This window comes from Vibrio sp. YMD68 (genome assembly GCF_029958905.1).
Lineage (GTDB): Bacteria > Pseudomonadota > Gammaproteobacteria > Enterobacterales > Vibrionaceae > Vibrio.
Window position 1 is genome coordinate 1,542,133 of the sequence record NZ_CP124614.1, and the last position, 17,811, is coordinate 1,559,943.

At 43.9% G+C, this 17,811-nt stretch carries 13 protein-coding genes and 1 riboswitch; of the genes, 9 read left to right on the forward strand and 4 right to left on the reverse strand.

Features of this window, described 5'->3' with window-relative positions:
- Positions 1–182: 182 nt before the first annotated feature.
- Complete coding sequence (locus QF117_RS13135; protein WP_282389335.1) at positions 183–1,781, reverse strand: isocitrate lyase; 1,599 nt, start codon at positions 1,779–1,781, stop codon at positions 183–185.
- Positions 1,782–1,911: 130 nt separating this feature from the next.
- Here QF117_RS13135 and QF117_RS13140 point away from each other — a divergent pair, with 130 nt between their 5' ends.
- The 3 genes from QF117_RS13140 (at position 1,912) to QF117_RS13150 (ending at position 6,191) form a co-directional block, all read left to right on the forward strand.
- Positions 1,912–2,865: a LysR family transcriptional regulator gene (locus QF117_RS13140; RefSeq protein ID WP_282389336.1), complete on the forward strand. Its 954-nt coding sequence runs from the start codon at positions 1,912–1,914 to the stop codon at positions 2,863–2,865.
- Positions 2,866–2,982: 117 nt separating this feature from the next.
- Positions 2,983–5,169, forward strand: coding sequence for a malate synthase G (locus QF117_RS13145; RefSeq protein ID WP_282389337.1), 2,187 nt, complete (start codon positions 2,983–2,985; stop codon positions 5,167–5,169).
- A gap of 449 nt (positions 5,170–5,618) precedes the next feature.
- Positions 5,619–6,191, forward strand: a complete 573-nt coding sequence (locus QF117_RS13150) for a hypothetical protein (RefSeq protein WP_282389338.1) — start codon at positions 5,619–5,621, stop codon at positions 6,189–6,191.
- A 161-nt stretch (positions 6,192–6,352) separates the two neighbouring features.
- Here the strand turns inward: QF117_RS13150 and QF117_RS13155 are convergent, their stop codons facing one another.
- On the reverse strand, positions 6,353–7,834 hold the full coding sequence (locus tag QF117_RS13155) for a carboxypeptidase M32 (protein WP_282389339.1): 1,482 nt from the start codon (positions 7,832–7,834) through the stop codon (positions 6,353–6,355).
- A gap of 187 nt (positions 7,835–8,021) precedes the next feature.
- Between QF117_RS13155 and QF117_RS13160 the strand changes: the two genes are divergently transcribed.
- Entirely contained in the window at positions 8,022–8,666 is a 645-nt protein-coding gene (locus tag QF117_RS13160; RefSeq protein ID WP_282389340.1) for a LysE family translocator, read from the forward strand.
- A gap of 157 nt (positions 8,667–8,823) precedes the next feature.
- Here QF117_RS13160 and QF117_RS13165 read toward each other — a convergent pair whose 3' ends face one another.
- Entirely contained in the window at positions 8,824–10,194 is a 1,371-nt protein-coding gene (locus tag QF117_RS13165; RefSeq protein ID WP_282389341.1) for a sodium:alanine symporter family protein, read from the reverse strand.
- A 114-nt stretch (positions 10,195–10,308) separates the two neighbouring features.
- A riboswitch (glycine riboswitch) is annotated at positions 10,309–10,420 on the reverse strand.
- 362 nt (positions 10,421–10,782) lie between these two features.
- Between QF117_RS13165 and QF117_RS13170 the strand changes: the two genes are divergently transcribed.
- From QF117_RS13170 to QF117_RS13180, 3 genes are all read left to right on the forward strand, one after another.
- A complete protein-coding gene (locus QF117_RS13170) occupies positions 10,783–10,941 on the forward strand; it encodes a hypothetical protein (protein WP_017034069.1) in 159 nt (52 codons plus the stop codon).
- A gap of 19 nt (positions 10,942–10,960) precedes the next feature.
- A complete protein-coding gene (locus tag QF117_RS13175; protein ID WP_282389342.1) occupies positions 10,961–11,701 on the forward strand; it encodes a chromosome partitioning protein ParA in 741 nt (246 codons plus the stop codon).
- Positions 11,702–12,015: 314 nt separating this feature from the next.
- Entirely contained in the window at positions 12,016–13,779 is a 1,764-nt protein-coding gene (locus QF117_RS13180) for a bifunctional diguanylate cyclase/phosphodiesterase (RefSeq protein WP_282389343.1), read from the forward strand.
- 68 nt (positions 13,780–13,847) lie between these two features.
- On the opposite strand, the gene QF117_RS13185 is transcribed toward QF117_RS13180, so the two are convergent.
- Positions 13,848–14,954 (reverse strand): M20/M25/M40 family metallo-hydrolase, encoded by a 1,107-nt coding sequence (locus QF117_RS13185; RefSeq protein WP_282389344.1) that lies wholly within the window; start codon positions 14,952–14,954, stop codon positions 13,848–13,850.
- A gap of 503 nt (positions 14,955–15,457) precedes the next feature.
- Here QF117_RS13185 and hppD point away from each other — a divergent pair.
- Together hppD and QF117_RS13195 are read left to right on the forward strand one after the other, a co-directional pair.
- Positions 15,458–16,543: a 4-hydroxyphenylpyruvate dioxygenase gene (gene hppD / locus QF117_RS13190; protein ID WP_282389345.1), complete on the forward strand. Its 1,086-nt coding sequence runs from the start codon at positions 15,458–15,460 to the stop codon at positions 16,541–16,543.
- 8 nt (positions 16,544–16,551) lie between these two features.
- Complete coding sequence (locus QF117_RS13195) at positions 16,552–17,685, forward strand: homogentisate 1,2-dioxygenase (RefSeq protein WP_282389346.1); 1,134 nt, start codon at positions 16,552–16,554, stop codon at positions 17,683–17,685.
- Positions 17,686–17,811: the final 126 nt, after the last annotated feature.

Sequence of the window (17,811 nt, forward strand, 5' to 3'; positions counted from 1 at the left end):
ACATGAATCTCAACAAACATGAATACAGTTAGCTTAAACAGATGTTGCTTAGCAGACCGTGGTGTAGAACACAATTCTTAGGCTTTGAGATAAAGCTGGCAGTCGTAGCTTTATCTCAAAGCCTTCCCCCGGTTCCTTACTCAAGTAAGAAACAATAGCGGAGGAGGCTTTATTGCTAGCGGTTAATCAAACTGATTAGACGTATTCGCTTCACCCGCGGCTTTTAGTGCATTCTCACCAGCGAAGTATTCTTTGTGATCATCACCGATGTCTGAACCAGACATGTTTTGGTGTTTAACACATGCGATACCTTGGCGGATCTCTTTACGTTGAACATTCGCAACGTAACCCAACATGCCTTGGTCGCCGAAGTACTCTTTTGCAAGGTTGTCAGTAGACAGCGCTGCAGTGTGGTAAGTCGGTAGAGTAATCAAGTGGTGGAAGATACCCGCTTCACGAGATGCATCCGCTTGGAATGTGCGAATCTTATCGTCAGCGCTTGCAGACAGTTCAGTTTCATCGTATTCCGCACTCATTAGGTTTGCACGGTCGTAAGCTGAAACATCTTTACCTTCTGCTACCATTGCATCGTAAGCTTGCTGACGGAAGTTTAGCGTCCAGTTGAATGATGGAGAGTTGTTGTAAACCAGTTTCGCATTAGGGTGTACTTCACGTACGCCGTCCATCATCTCTTTGATTTGACCAATGTGTGGCTTCTCAGTCTCAATCCAAAGTAGGTCAGCACCCGCGTTGATGGCTTCGATACAGTCAAATACACAGCGATCTTCGCCGGTACCTTCGCGGAATTGGTATAAGCCTGAAGGTAGACGCTTAGGTCGAACTAGCTTGCCGTCACGGTTGAAGCAAACATCACCTTCAGCCATATCAGCAACATCAATCTCTTCAACATCTAGGTATGAGTTGTAGATGTCACCTTGGTCGCCAGGCTCTTTCACTACTGCGATTTCTTTTGTTAGACCAGCACCTTGTGAATCGGTACGAGCAACAATGATGCCGTTATCGATGCCTAGTTCAAGGAATGCGTAACGAAGGGCACGAAGCTTCGCGTGGAAGTCAGCGTGTGGAACCGTTACTTTGCCGTCTTGGTGACCACATTGCTTCTCATCGGCTACTTGGTTTTCGATTTGTAGACAACAAGCACCCGCTTCAATCATCTGCTTAGCCATTAGGTAAGTCGCTTCTGCGTTACCGAAGCCAGCATCGATATCGGCAATGATTGGTACTACGTGTGTCACGTGGTTGTCGATTTTGTCTTGGATACGGTTTTGTAGATCCACATCGCCTGCTTCACGAGCTGTATCCAATTCACGGAATAAACCACCCAATTCACGAGCATCGGCTTGGCGTAGGAAGGTGTATAGCTCTTCTACTAGGCCAGCAACGGATGTTTTCTCATGCATAGATTGGTCTGGAAGTGGACCAAAGTCAGAGCGAAGTGCAGCAACCATCCAACCAGAAAGGTATAGGTAACGACGGTCTGTCTTGCCACCAAAGTGCTTTTTAATAGAAATCAGCTTTTGTTGGCCGATGAAACCATGCCAGCAACCCAGAGACTGGGTGTATTGAGAGCTGTCTTCGTCGTAAGTCGCCATGTCTGCACGCATGATATCAGCCGTGTATTGCGCAATATCCAGACCTGTTTTGAATTTGTTTTGAGCTCGCATACGAGCAGCAGATTCAGCATTGATTGCATCCCATGGAGCACCTGCAGCGCTTTTTGCAACTTCTATCATTTCGATATCTTGTGTAATTTGCGACATAACTATTCCTTAGTTTCACGTGGGGTATGGTTGCCAAATTGGCTTGGATTAAAACTTTGCTATGGACAAAGAATAACCACGCATGTGATAATTTTGTTAATTTATAGTTATTATATTCGGTATTTTTCTTATGAATATTGCTCGTATAGACCTTAATTTGCTTGTGTATTTAGACATGTTGCTACGTGAAAGAAACGTTACACGAGCGGCAAATCAATTGGGTATTACTCAGCCAGCCATGAGTAATGGCCTTCGCCGATTGCGTGATCTGTTTGAGGATCCGCTATTAGTGAGAACAAGTGAAGGGATGATACCAACCGAACGAGCACATAAGTTGCAACCACTGATTCGAAACATCCTGGCCAATGTAGAAAAGACACTCCAACCGACCACAGAGTTTAATGCAGAAGACAGTGAACGCGTGTTTCGTATCATGGCGAGTGACTATGCGGAATCGACCATTATTCAGCCGTTATTAAAAAAGTTGAGCGAGATAGCACCGAAAATACGGCTGGATATCATGACGCCAAGTGATGTGAGCTATCAGGATGTGGAGCAGGGTACTGTTGATATAATTATCAACCGTTTTGACGATATTCCTCAGTCATTTCACCAGATGAGCCTTTGGCACGACGGGTTTTCTTGTCTATTTAGTTGTGACAACCCAATTGCAGACAACTTCGATATTCTGTCCTATTTAAAGGCGCAACATATCTGGGTAAGTAAGACGGGTATGGGTACGGGGGTGGGAGTAAATCCAAGTGAAGCACAAAAGCTCGGTTGGATAGATGAAGCCCTTATTCGTATCGGAAAAACACGCAATATTACGGTGTTTACTCGACATTACCTATCAGCCATTCTCTTCGCTCAACAGAAGAATCTGATCCTGACCATTCCAACCAAAGCCGCGCAACTGCAGCGAAATAATCCAAGGCTGTTGATCAAACCCGCTCCTTTTGCGATTGAACCGTTTGAAGTGAAAATGGCGTGGAGTCCATTATTACAAACCAATCCAGACCACCAGTGGATGCGTCGCTTGATTAAAAGTGTTGCCAATGAAATCGAGAGCGGAGTGACGGAATAACACAGTTTGTAGGGTATTTTTTATATGAATATCCAATATAACTGGCATAAATTAGCTAAATTTATGTCCGTTGCGTAAATTTATTCAGTAGTCATCAGTTAGCTTGAGAGAGATTTTATGAGCAGTCGTATTCAACAGGGAAGCTTGAACATTGATAGCACCCTCTACCAATTAATTAATGAGCAGGTAATCCCTGGAACAGGCATTGTCGCTGAAGACTTTTGGCAATCTTTTGCAACCATCCTTGAAGATTTGGCTCCTAAGAACCGCGCATTGCTTATAAAGCGCGACGATCTTCAACATCAAATTGATGTCTGGCACCAAGAGCGTGCTGGACAAACGCTAGATGCGGCAGAGTACAAACAGTTCCTACAACAGATCGGCTACCTAGTCCCTGAAGGCGATGATTTTCAAGTGACAACAGCAAATGTCGAGCCAGAAATTGCCACCCAAGCAGGGCCACAGCTTGTCGTTCCAATTATGAATGCACGTTTTGCACTTAACGCAGCCAACGCGCGTTGGGGCAGCTTATATGATGCGCTCTACGGCACCGATGTCATCAGCGAAAGTGACGGCGCGGAAAAGGGCGGAAGCTTTAACCCTGTTCGTGGCGCTAAAGTTGTGACTTATGCTCGTGAGTTCCTTGATGATGCAGCGCCACTAAATGGCGTTTCCCATAAAGACGTCACCAAATACAGCATCAGTAACGCTAGCATTGGCAATAAGCTGATAGCGACACTGGATAACGGTGAGGAAGTCACTCTCATTGATAGCGACCAGTTCATTGGCTATCAAGGTGATGCAAGTTCCCCTTCCTGCATTTTGCTTAAACACAACAACCTGCATATCGAAATTCAAATTGACCCGAGCGCACCGATTGGTAGCGTTGATGTTGCGGGCATTAAAGATGTATTAGTTGAAGCTGCCTTAACGACCATTATGGATTGTGAAGACTCGGTTGCTGCGGTTGATGGTGAAGACAAAGCACTGGCTTACCGTAACTGGTTAGGCTTGATGAAAGGTGACCTGAAAGAGTCGCTAGAGAAAAATGGCAAAACCATCGTTCGTAGTTTGAATCCAGATCGCCAATACACCAGTGTCACTGGCGGTGAGATCTCGCTCAAAGGCCGCAGCATGTTATTTATACGTAACGTGGGCCACCTGATGACCAACCCTGCGATCATTGACGCCGAAGGCAATGAAGTACCTGAAGGTATTATGGATGGCATGGTGACATCGCTCATCGCGATGCATGATTTAAAAGGCAATAGCGCTTACCAAAACTCGACCGCAAACAGCATCAACATTGTAAAACCTAAGATGCATGGCCCTGAAGAAGTGGCGTTTACCAATGAGTTGTTTGGCCGCATTGAAGATGCACTAGGGCTAGACCGCTACACCATCAAAGTCGGCATCATGGATGAAGAGCGTCGTACTTCGGTCAATCTGAAAGAATGTATTCGTGCGGCTAAAGATCGTGTTGTGTTCATCAATACCGGTTTCTTAGATCGAACGGGTGATGAGATTCACACGAGTATGGAAGCGGGGCCATTTGCGCCTAAAACACAGCTGAAAACCATGACTTGGATTGGCGCATACGAAGATCAAAACGTTGATCTTGGCTTGGCTTGTGGCCTGCAAGGTAAAGCCCAGATAGGTAAAGGTATGTGGCCAGAGCCAGATAATATGGCGAAGATGATGGACGCGAAAATTGGTCATCCACAAGCGGGCGCGAATACGGCTTGGGTTCCTTCCCCAACCGCCGCGACTTTGCACGCGCTGCACTATCACAAGGTGAGTGTACCAAGCCGCCAGAAAGAGCTTCGTGAGCGAGTGAGAGCCAATGTCGATGATATTCTTACTATTCCGTTATTAGGTAATCAAAAGCTGACCGCTCAAGATATCCAAAACGAATTGGATAACAACACGCAAGGTATTCTAGGTTACGTGGTTCGTTGGATTGACCAAGGCGTAGGGTGCTCTAAAGTACCTGATATTAACGATGTGGGCTTGATGGAAGATCGCGCAACACTGCGTATTTCTAGCCAACATATTGCTAACTGGTTACGCCATGGGATTTGCGATGAAGCCCAAGTCATGAAAACCATGAAACGCATGGCGGCCGTCGTTGACGAGCAAAACGCTGGCGACCCGAGCTACCGTAATATGGCACCTGACTTTGAAAACAGCATTGCATTTTCAGCGGCTTGTCAGTTGGTATTTGAGGGTGGGGCTCAGCCGAATGGCTATACTGAGCCCGTGTTACACGCGATGCGCCTAAAACTGAAAGCACAAAATGCCTAGATGACATAGCGCAGCAAACCAATAACGAAAACAAAGAACATGAACGACTAAAAAAGAAAACTCTTTAACCGAGCCCAAGGTGCCGCGCTTTATAGCGCGGTTTTTTTTGTTAAATCCGCCGTCGAGTAAAATAGAGACTCAGCATACCTAACATCGAGTAATCGATAATAAGTTGGTCGGAGTGGGTTATTACACAAATTCAAACAACACGTAAAAGTGACTCTAGTGAGCTCTCAGCCCAGTTAAATAAAGGGCTCGGGGCTAAAAATACCGGTGTGTGTAAAAAACGATTTAGTAAAATTCACAGTGTGAAATTTTTGTTGTGAAATTGTTTTAAAAATGAAGGTAGTATGAAAAGCATGAAAATTACACAGTAAAGAATAATTTTAAAAAGGGTCAATCAGGATTTTTGGCCTACATAAAATTCAAAGCCGTATGAGGGAACGATTATGAATATGCTGACACTAGACAAAACAGAACTTCACAGAAACCATTCGACTTTTATTGCTGAAGCTGTCTTTGCCGTAGAAATGGTGAAAGCAGACAAGCAGCTAGAAAAACAGACAATGGCGAAACAGTTGCTTGATACTCTATTTCCTCTCGAGTCGGGATCTCATGAAGATGCAGTGAGCTATGAGATTGACTACAGACACATTCAGGTTTACTTCAAAAATGGCGAACACACGGGTCTGAAACGCGCTAAACACTTTGTGGCTTACACTGGTGACAAGTCGAAGCCTACCGCAATCCTATTTCGTGATGAGAGCGGAACACATGTTGAAGTGACGATAGGTGCTAGCAAGGGCACGGGGTGTTTAGAGTTGGTCGATATTGAAGATATTCAGCTAGAGACATGTACTACCTTTTCTCAAACTACCGCTAGTCGTTCGTCTGGAATTAGACACTGGGTTAGCTTGGTGAAAAGCGATGAAAGCGGTCGAACAAATGCATCAAGTGAAGATAAAGAGTTTACAGCAAAAAATGGTGAAGATTATAACCTTGGTTTCAGCTTCGCTCTTTAATGTATTAGGTTTTATTTTTGGTTATTTCCCCGCTCCCTATAGCGGGGTTTTTTGTGAGCATTCCACCAAAAGAGATTCTAAAACGGAATGATCATTGACGAATGATCATTCAGGCTTAGCAATCCATTTTTACGACTTCATGTTGTGGGTGCTCAACTTACTTATAGATAGCGGTTAATCAAATGTTCTTTGAAGAACTGGGCGTTTAACGTTTCCCCTGTCGCTGACTTAACTAACTCATCCGTTGTGAGCAAGCTGCCTTTACTCCAGATGTTTTCCGATAACCAAGCGAAAATAGGGGAGAGGTCACCGCTGCGGATTGCGCTGTCTACGTCGACGGTTTGTTTCATTGTCGCCATAAACTGAGCGGCATACATTGCACCTAATGTGTAGCTAGGGAAATAGCCGAATGCGCCGTCTGTCCAATGAATATCCTGCATGCAGCCATTTTTAAAATTGCCTTGAGTAGAAAGGCCAAGATATTGCTGCATTTTATCGTTCCAGAGTTCAGGTACATCGGTATGTTTGATTTTTCCGTTGATCAAGTCACGTTCAATTTCATAGCGAAGAATAACGTGAGCAGGGTAGGTAAGCTCATCAGCATCGACACGAATAAAATCTTTCTTAACGCGTGTATATAGCTTTTGAAAGTTATCAAATCCAAACAGGGCTGGATCGTGTGAGGTAAATTGCTTACCTGCGAAGTGAGATAAGTGTTGGATGAAAGCATCACTTCGACCCACCTGCATTTCAAAAAATAGCGACTGAGACTCGTGAATGCCCATAGAGCGAGCTTCACCTGACGGCAAGCCTGCGAGTTGTTTTGGCAACCCTTGCTCATAGCGAGCATGCCCTGTTTCATGCACGATCCCCATTAACGATTGCACAAATTCAGATTCGTCGTATCGGGTTGTGATTCTGACATCAGAAGGGACACCGCCACAAAAAGGGTGGACACTTTCATCGAGTCGGCCATGCTCAAAGTCAAACTGCAACAGTTTCATGACTTCTAACCCTAGCGCTTTTTGTTTATCTGTTTCAAACTGACCTGATGGGGTAATGAAAGACTCCGCTTTTTGCTTTTCAATCACATCATCAATTAGCGATGGTAGCCACGTTTTAACATCGGCAAACAAAATGTCCAATGAGGCTGATGTTGTGCCAGGCTCGTAGATATCCAGCATAGCGTCGTAAGGGGAAAGCCCGGTCGCTTCTGCACGAATTTGCGCTTCTTCCTGAGATAACTGAACGACTTCAGCCCAATTTTTTTCAAAGCCAAGCCAATCATTGTTGCCACGTTGTGTTCGCCATGCATGCTCACATTTAGAACCAGCCAGTGATTTCGCTTGTACCAGTGTTTCAGGTAAGACATTTGCTTGTTGCCATTGACGCTTTAGCTCGCGCAGAGAAGACGCCTCTTGAGGATTCAGTGCTTCAGATTCAGCCTGTTCAAACCATTCCGAAAGTTGCGGTTGAGTTAAAAGGCCGTGAATGTGCACAGACAACTGCGCCATGGCTTCAGAGCGAGCTTGGTTCCCACCAGAAGGCATCATAGAAGCTTGATCCCAGCCACAAATCGCTGCGAGATGATTAAAGTGAGAGATGGTTTTTGAATGTTCAACTAATTTTTGGAATGCGCTCATGGTAAGCCGTCCGTGACAAAGGGAAGAATGCACAGTGTAGCAATGTTGCGTTGATTCTCAAGGGTGACGAGCTAACCTAACAAACTGTTTTGATTTAATATTCCATCAGCTTGTCTTTTTGATGGTATTTTTGAACGGAACTGGTTATTTTGAATGACTGATTTATTCACCTTTGAGCAATGTTCTGATGTCCATTTTAAATATTGAAGCTTTCATACTTGCTATTACCATCCTAACCCTGACGCCTGGGCTTGATACGGCTATGGTGATCAGAAATACCACAAGAGGTGGGTTGTCTGATGGGGTAATGACCAGTTTTGGTATTTGTAGCGGCCTTTATGTTCACGCGCTCTTTTCCGCAATAGGGATTTCAGCGGTTTTGGCGCAATCAGCCGAGCTGTTTCAGTTCGTGAAATTTGTTGGGGCAGCGTATTTGATTTGGTTGGGGGCAAACAGTCTGTTATCGCTTCGAAACACGACTCCTACTGCCGTTGACACGCAAATTAATGGGAGTGGGCTTGTTGCTTTACGCTCTTTGCGTGAGGGGTTCTTATCCAATGTATTGAATCCAAAAACAGCGGTGTTTTATTTGGCGTTTCTTCCCCAGTTCATTGATCCGAAAGGCTCTGCGTTACTTCAATCGCTTTTTATGGCATCGATTCATTTTGTCATTGCAATGATTTGGCAATGCAGTTTGTCTAGTGTGTTAGTGCGCGCCAAGTCTCTGTTGAATAATGTCCGATTCTTAAAGTGGATGGAAGGCACAACGGGAGCCGTGCTAGTTGCGTTAGGCGTCAAGCTAATGCTAGAAGATCCTATTATAGAATCTTAATTGGATGTTTTTTTCGCTGGTAAATAAAAAGGCAAACAATGGAATCTGTTTGCCTTTGATAATAGCGTTAGTCTTTAATCTTAGTTTGCGGTACTGATGTCCTAGGCAACACGTACAGTGTTCGAAGCTTTCAGTGTCTTAAAAAGCTTTCAGTGTCTTAAAAAGCATCCACGGCTTTGGAATGTACAGCGGCAGAAAAATAGCGTTTTGTCTCTTCAATCACCACGTGGCGTAGGGCGATTAAACCAATCAGGTTAGGGATAGCCATTAATCCATTCACAATGTCTGCAATAATCCAAATCATATCTAAATGAAGAAACGCACCGGAAGCGACTAAAGCAATAAAGATAATTTTGTAAGGGAGGACCGCTTTTGTACCCAGTAGGTAAACCACGCATCGTTCACCATAATAGTTCCAGCCAAGAATTGTCGTAAAGGCAAAAAACATCAAGCCAATGGAAACAAGCATTGGTCCTAAAGTATCCGAGTTCAAACCTTGAGCGAAAGCATGCGTTGTCATCGCAGCACCTGAGAATTCACTTTGCCATGCGCCGGTCAAAATCAGAGCCAGTCCTGTCATGGTACAAATGATGATGGTGTCAAAGAAAGTCCCTGTCATAGAGATAAGGCCTTGCTTCACACAGGAATCAGTCTTTGCCGCAGCCGCAGCCATTGGAGCGCTGCCTAGTCCGGATTCGTTCGAGAAGACACCACGAGCAATACCAGATTGAATCGCCAGCATGATGCTTGCGCCTAAGAAACCACCTGTCGCCGCTGAAGAGGTAAAAGCGGACACGAAAACCAAAGCGACAGCATCATAGAGCTTGTCTATATTAAGAAGAATAACGCTGGCACAGGTAACCACGTAAAACACCGCCATGACTGGCACGACTTTTCCCGCTACTTTAGCGATCGATTGAATTCCACCGAGCGTTACGCCTGCCACTAATAGGGTTAAGATGGGGGCAGAAATTTCTCGCGTGATGCCAAATGAAATCTCGCTAGCATCGAGTATGGCGTTCACTTGCGGGAAAGTACCAATACCAAAGCAGGCGACTCCGAGCGCAGAAATAGCAAACATCACCGCGAGTGCTTTTGAGCCCACACCGTATTGAAGATAGTACATTGGTCCGCCGATCATTTGGCCGTTGTCATCCACTTTACGGTATTTTACAGCGAGTAAACATTCGGCATATTTGGTCGCCATCCCAAATACGGCTGCTAACCACATCCAGAAAAGTGCGCCAGGACCTCCGAGCTTAATGGCGGTTGCGACCCCAACAATATTGCCTGTACCAATAGTGGCAGAGAGTGCAGTGCAAAGCGCAGCAAAACTCGACACATCCCCTTTACTTGATGAACTTGCGTCTCTAGTGAACACCAGTTTGAGCGCAGTAGGAAGGTGCTTAAATTGGAGTAAACCCAAACTAAAGGTGAAATAGATGCCAGTTCCTACCAGTAAAATGAGCAGCGGTGGGCCCCAAATAAAATGGTCGATTGTTTGTAATACAGATTGAAGGTTGTTCATGGTTTCCCCTTAAAAAAACAAAATATAAGGAGAAGAGGGAAAGGGTGTGACGATTGAATAAGCATCACACAACCTCTATTCATGTGTTATGAATAGACGCTTGTTGATTGTTCTTTCCACTCCTCTGTCCTTTTGCCTGAGAGTTTCACTTTGCGTACACAAAGCTTGCTCCTTCGGCGGCCGATTTCTACAAAAAAGTAGTACGGCTCTCTCCAGAGGTTCCTCCAACTACAGTCCACGCTTTTCTAATTCTCATTAGTACAAAGCACCTGAAAGATTTACTTCTTCGGTGGGTAATGCTAACCAAGTGTTAATAATTGGTTAAATACCGCTCTCCTACAGTCTTCATCGGAACAATTACCTAATAACGGTAATTTGCGCTGTAGATTCTACGGAAAAGGAAAAGAGATGTCACGGGCAAAATAAATGAATTGAACACATATTCTTCAGTTAAATGCCATAAAGCCTATTCTTGTCTTATTCAGCCAGACTAAATAGTATAAAATAGAAGAACATGCTAACTGTCTACGTCGCTCAGGCGCAGTCACAAAGCAATGACGTAGGTACGCGATGTAAGAGGGAAATGGGATGACAAGGTTAATTGCGATTGTATTTATTTCTGCACTGGCGTTTGTTTTGATTCGGTATCGCACCAATGAAAAAATCCAAAAAGGCATCATTGTGACCCTGGTTGTGAGCTTTCTAGTTTACGCCGGATCAGTCATGATTGCCGAGCTAACACGATAACGGTGTCTAGGAGAGAAAGTTGAACAAGCAAAATGAGACTGAAGAATTTGATGGTGACGATGTTGTTGTGGTCGAAGAACGTGATAAGAGAACCTACACCTATATTGTTATTGCTTGTTTACTTGGGTTAGCAGCAGGCGGGCTCATTGGCTCTGCGACGACCGCGAAAAAATGGGAAGAGACATACCATAAGTTAGAAGCTCAATATCAAACACTGCTTCAAGATAAGAAGCAGCTGGTGGTTCAAGTGGAGAAAAAGGTCGCTAAGGTCGATGAGCAATTGGCTGAGCAACTGAGCCTGGAGTTAACAAAGCAACAAGAACAATATCAATCGGACATTAAAAAACTCGAAGAGCTGGTCACTGAACTTGAAAAAGCGAACTTATCACTTAATGCACAGTTAGCTAATCAGGCTGTTCAGCTATCTGATGCCGACACGCAAAATAACCGGCTCAATCGACAAGCGGATATACAAGCGACGATGTTCGAACGGTCTAGAGAGCTTTTCCAAAAAGAACTGCGTATAAAGCAAGAAGTAGAAGGCTTAGAGACGGAACGTGAGAAATTACTTCCGGTGATTGAGTCGCTAAAAGCGCAATGTGATATTTATTTAGAAGGCACATCATGGGATGCGACATCGGATTCTTGTGATAAACAAGATGAGGCAAACTCTCGCCTTAGTCAGGTCGATCAAATGCTGCAAGTCCACAGAATGGATCTTGAACAAATTAAAGCGCTATCTGATGATCTGGGCCTATAGTATCAGTCATAGAGAAATGTAGTTGGACCTTGTCAACAAGACCCTGGCCCCAGTTGCGCTGTAAATAAGACCCTGTAAATAAGACCCTGTAAATAAAACCCTATAAATAATTGTGACTTACCTCAGAGCCTCAACATTAGAGGCTCTTAGTTTACAATAATGTGTATTGTCTCTAACTTTCTCATTTAATTATTGATTATCCTCATTGATACGAAAAATCTATCTATACTTTAGTTAGCACTTCAGTCATGACAGTTTTCAAGATCAGTATGTATTGACGAGATAAATGGTTTCATAATAGTAGAGGCGGTAATTTGCGTAAATTGGCTCATATTTTGTCACAGGTTTTTAATATTCATCGACTCGTTCAAGTTGTCTTTGTTTTTTCTATACTACTCATCACGCATACACTCGTCACTGAGCACCAAATCGCTCGTTTGTTATACCTCCTTTTCCCTGCTTTGATGCTTCTTGCGTACTTTGCAAAAAATGACAACATAAAAATCATTGCAGCCAATAGCTCGTTATTATTGATCTTTGTTGGTGGTTATATTGAGCCGTTAGAATTAGATGCCATCGAAGAGAGCTTTATACTCTTACCCATCTGCTACATTATTATCTTTCCTGGCTCTCTCTGGCCAATTGCAACAGCGATGCTATTGGTTTTGAGCTATCTTGTTCATCTTCCAAGCAGTGATTTCGATGAGTTTGTTGAAGACGCTATTGAGGTGTTGCTGATTACCTCGTTTGCCACTGTGATGACGTATTACCAAGTTAAACTTCGTGATCAAATGTTGCTTTATAAGCGTGACAGCATGATGGATCTGCTTACAGGGCTACCAAATAGGAATTCATTCTTTATGGCGTTAAAAACCATAAAAGAAGATGAAGAACATGACTATGCGTTATTCCATATTGATTTAGATGGATTCAAATCGGCCAATGATAGTTTGGGGCATGCACAGGGTGACAAACTGTTAACCGCATTTGCCAAAAGATTAGACTCGCTGTTGTTTGACTACACCCAACTCTACCGGTTAGGGGGCGATGAGTTTGCTATCGTCATTAAAGGCCAAGGTGACCTTGGTGATAATATCAGTAATGTTGAATATCAGATCAAACACGTTTATCAGCCAGTCTTTGCGATTGGCAATGTCCCTTATAAATTGGGCTATAGCATCGGTGTGGCATTGCTTGAAGATACCCAACGAGATACCGAGTTGTGGTGTAAGAATGCCGATATAGCCGTAAACAAAGCCAAGCTGAAAGGTAAGAATGTTATTCAGTGGTATGACGCCGAGTTGCTTGATGAAACAATCCGAGAGCATCAGATTGAAAGAGAGTTGAATCAGGCGTTAAATAATGATGAGTTTTGTTTAGCGTACCAGCCTAAAGTGAGTTGCAGCGAGAATAAAATTGTCGGTGCTGAAGCTCTAATACGTTGGATACACCCAGAATTAGGCATGATCCCACCTAACACCTTTATCTCTATTGCAGAAAAAAGTACTCAAATTATTCCCATTGGTCGATGGGTGATAGAGACAGCGTGCTTCCAAGCCAAAGAGTGGCTAAATGACGGGCATAGCTTGTGCATTTCAGTCAACGTATCAACGGTTCAGTTTGTCCACGATGATATTTACAACGTTGTTTCATCGGCGTTGGCATCAAATCAGTTGCCTCCCGAATTATTAGAAATAGAAATAACAGAAACAACGTTGATGACTCAGCCTGATCAAGTGATTTCTACGTGTGAAAAGCTACGAAAACTCGGTGTTAAGGTGGCCATTGATGATTTTGGCGTGGCTTATTCCTCGTTGAACTATTTGAAAAAGCTCCCGATCGACATCTTAAAAATCGATAAGTCATTTATCGACGAATGCGTCACGTTACACACTGACCATATGTTAGTAAGAACAATCATTCAAATGGGGCATAACTTAGGAAAAATTGTGGTCGCTGAAGGAGTAGAAACACAAGATCAGCTCGATTTGCTGAAAAATGAGCACTGCAATAAATATCAGGGCTATCTCTTCTCAAAACCTTTGTATGTTGATGAGTTTGAGAAGCAGTTTTTATAAGCTTCTATTACGGTAAGGCTTTGTACAGAGATAAAAAATCCGACCAATAATGGCCGGATTTTTCATGGTTAAGCCGTTAAATAGTGCTTCATGAACTTAGTGATATTAACCAGATCTTCAACAGCAATATACTCTTCCGTGGTATGTACTTTTGCCATACCCGTGGAAAGGTTAACGGTTGTCAGGCCTTTTTCATTGAAATTATTCGCGTCACTACCACCACCTGTCGGCTGTGTTTGTGGCTCAATACCTAGAGCTTCGAAAGAGTGTTTGACGGAAATAAGATGAGGGTGGTCCTCAGCAATGACGTAAGCTTCATAAGCACGATGAGACTCCAGTTCTATGTCAGCACCATGCTTGTCTGCCGCTGCCTTAAACGTAGCGACCATATGATCCACTTGGTTGGATAACTTGTCTGCATTCAGTGAACGTGCCTCGGCGACGATACGCAGTTCTGGCATGACGATATTGGTGGCTTGCCCCCCTTCTACAATACCGATGTTTGCTGTGGTTTCTTCATCAATACGCAAAAGGTTCATGTTAGTAATGGCTTCTGCCGCAACACCAATGGCACTGATCCCTTCTTCTGGAGCTAAGCCAGCGTGTGCTGGGCGACCTTTGATGGTGAATGTCATTGATTGTTGACCCGGTGCACGGTTGATGATGGTGCCTATAGGGCCGCCAGAATCTAGAACCACGGCTTTATCGGACTGAATGAACGACATATCAAAGTGTTTAGAGCCTTGCAGCCCACCTTCTTCATGGACAGTAAAAGCCAGTTCAATCGTTTTATGAGCGATGTTTTCAGATTGAATACAGCGAACCGCTTCCATAATGGCCGCAATACCCGATTTATCATCGCCACCTAAAATAGTGTTGCCTTTAGAACGAATGATGCCGTCTTCAATAATGGGTTCGATATTGTTACCAGGCGCCACTGTATCCATGTGACAACTCAGCACAACGCTGTCATCCAACTCTCCGTCTAGACGAGCATAAATATTGAAGCCATTAGAAATTTCTTCGGCGACTGGCAATTTATGAACCGTAAAACCGAGCTCCCCCAGCTGTTCGGCCAATGCTTTCGATATGTCGAGTTCGTAGCGAGATTCGCTGTCGATTTTGATCAATTGGCAAAAGTGTTCAACCAGTCTTTCTTGGTTTATTTGAGTCATTGTAATACCTCGTTGGAAACAGGAGCGGTTACCTTATCTTTGATGCACGTCTTATTACCCTGCGATAAATCAATGAATTGTCCTCTTCCCCAGCAAGTGAGTAGTAAGTGAGCAGTACAGGAAAGGTTTGGTTAATGTCTTTTCGTTATTACACTAAATGTAAAAATTATGTTGCGATTTATAGGTATGGGAACTTGAGTTTTAACACTGGGTAGGGGACTTTTTCTTGAGTGGTTTGAGTATTTATTATTGATTTATAATAATTTTTTTATTCCACCTATTGTTGTGATAAATATGGGTGCCACCTGGTGTAACATTTTGATTACATATTTAAGTTGAGCCATTGAGGTTAAGTATTTTGGCCGTAAAGTTCAAATGTACCGGGTTATTGGCTTAAGTTAGTGAACAAGCACTCAGTTGCCAAACAAGCATATGCGTTAATGAACAGGCATCTAAGTGAGTACCAATCATCTTGAGCAAAACAGCCAATAAAAGGAATGACCATGTTGGATAAAAGTAACCCGCTAGGAACCGATGGGTTTGAGTTTGTTGAATACACAGCCGCCAGTAGCAAAGGGATCGATGATCTAAAGCAGTTATTCAGTTCATTAGGGTTTGCAGAAGTTGCCAAGCACCGTTCAAAAGAGGCGTGGCTGTATCGTCAGGGAGATGTGAACTTCATCGTGAATGCCGAGCCTAATAGCCCCGCAGAAGCCTTTGCTAAACTTCATGGGCCATCAGTGTGTGGTATGGCTTTTCGAGTGAAGGACGCATCACAAGCCATGGCGTACGCCCTTAAAAATGGAGGAGAGGAATATAAAACTGAAATCGGCCCGATGGAACTCAGTATTCCTGCTATCTATGGTATTGGCAAAAGCCTACTCTATTTCGTGGATCGCTATGGCAGTCAGAGTATCTATGACGTTGACTTCAACTTTTATCCAGACATGGAAGAAAGACTGGCTCAAAAAGATGTCGGTCTTTTTGAGATTGATCACCTGACGCATAACGTGATGCAAGGACAAATGGATGTTTGGTCAAGTTTCTACGAAGGCATTGGAAACTTCAAAGAGATTCGATACTTTGACATTGAAGGAAAACTCACTGGCTTAACCAGCAGAGCCATGACCGCGCCTTGCGGAAAAATTCGAATTCCCATTAACCAATCATCCGACGACAAATCACAGATTGAAGAGTACCTCAAAGAATATAACGGTGAAGGTATTCAGCACATTGCCCTCAGCACAGAAGATATCTACGAAACGGTGCGGACTTTGCGTTCACGAGGAATGGATTTCATGCCGACTCTCGATACCTATTACGATAAAGTCAACCAACGTGTTTCAGGCCATAGTGAAGATCTTAAACAACTTAAAGAGTTGAGAATACTGATAGACGGCGCACCGGAAAAAGACGGTATTTTGTTGCAGATCTTTACCCAAACGGTAATAGGCCCAGTCTTTTTTGAAATCATTCAACGTAAAGGCAACGAAGGGTTTGGTGAAGGTAATTTTAAGGCGTTATTTGAATCGATTGAAGAAGACCAAATTCGTCGAGGCGTGCTTAACAAAGAAGATGTGAAATCATAGGGGTGACTATGAATAAGTGGATTACGTTCCCTCACAAAGAAGGGATCAGCTCTAAGCAGGCACACGCGGATTTCCCTGAACAAGGCATCTATGAACGAGAAGCGGGCCGCAGTGGTTTTTTTGGCCCTGCGACGCACTTTCACCACCAACATGCCCCAACCGATTGGCAGGAGTGGCAAGGCGATCTTAAACCCAGAGCTTTCGATTTAACGCAGTTAACGTCAGCGGTTCAAGATAGCCCTTGGTCTGTGCCAAATGTACTTCACAATGCTCAGTGTAAAATCCGAGTATGGCGGCTAGAGCAATCAATGTCTGAGTTAGTCCGAAACGCCGATGGGGATGAGCTCTTGTTTGTCCACGGCGGCAAAGGGAAATTCTTTTGTGATTATGGCCACCTAGACATTGCGGAAGGGGATTATGTCATGATTCCTCGCTCGACGATGTGGCGAATTGAAGTCGAGGAGCCGTTGTTTTTTTTGATGATTGAAAACAGTGATGGGGCGTATTCATTCCCTGAAAAAGGGATTGTAGGAAACCATGCTTTGTTTGACCCTGCGGTTCTACAAATCCCCTCAATCGATGAGGCATTTAAAGAACAATACTCAGAGGAAACCACGAAAGTGGTCGTAAAAAGGCACGATAGCCTGAGTGTGATTACGTACCCATTTAATCCACTTGATGCTATCGGTTGGCATGGTGATCTCAGCGTGGTTAAGCTTAACTGGCGCGATATCCGGCCTTTGATGTCACACCGTTATCATCTTCCCCCTTCGGCCCATACCACGTTTGTTGGCGACGGTTTTGTTGTTTGTACCTTTGTGCCAAGGCCAATCGAAAGTGACCCGGGTGCATTGAAAGTGCCTTTTTATCATAACAATGACGATTACGATGAAGTGTTGTTCTATCACCAAGGGGACTTCTTTAGCCGCGATAATATCGAAGCGGGCATGATGACCTTCCATCCAGCTGGATTTACTCACGGACCGCATCCCAAAGCGTTTAAAGCCGGGTTAGAACATAAGAAGACGTTTACTGATGAAGTGGCGGTGATGATTGACACGCGTCATGCTCTACACTTTACATCAGCGGTGGGTGACGTTGAAAACAAGGACTACGTGTACAGCTGGCGCTCAACTCAATAAACGTCGGTTGTGTACCGTCCAAGATAACAAGAGATAACAAGAAACCATAACAAGATAATCGGTAAGAATATCAAGGCTCTTAAAATCAACACGACAGCATTAATAAAAACCAGCAGGGATGAGGGA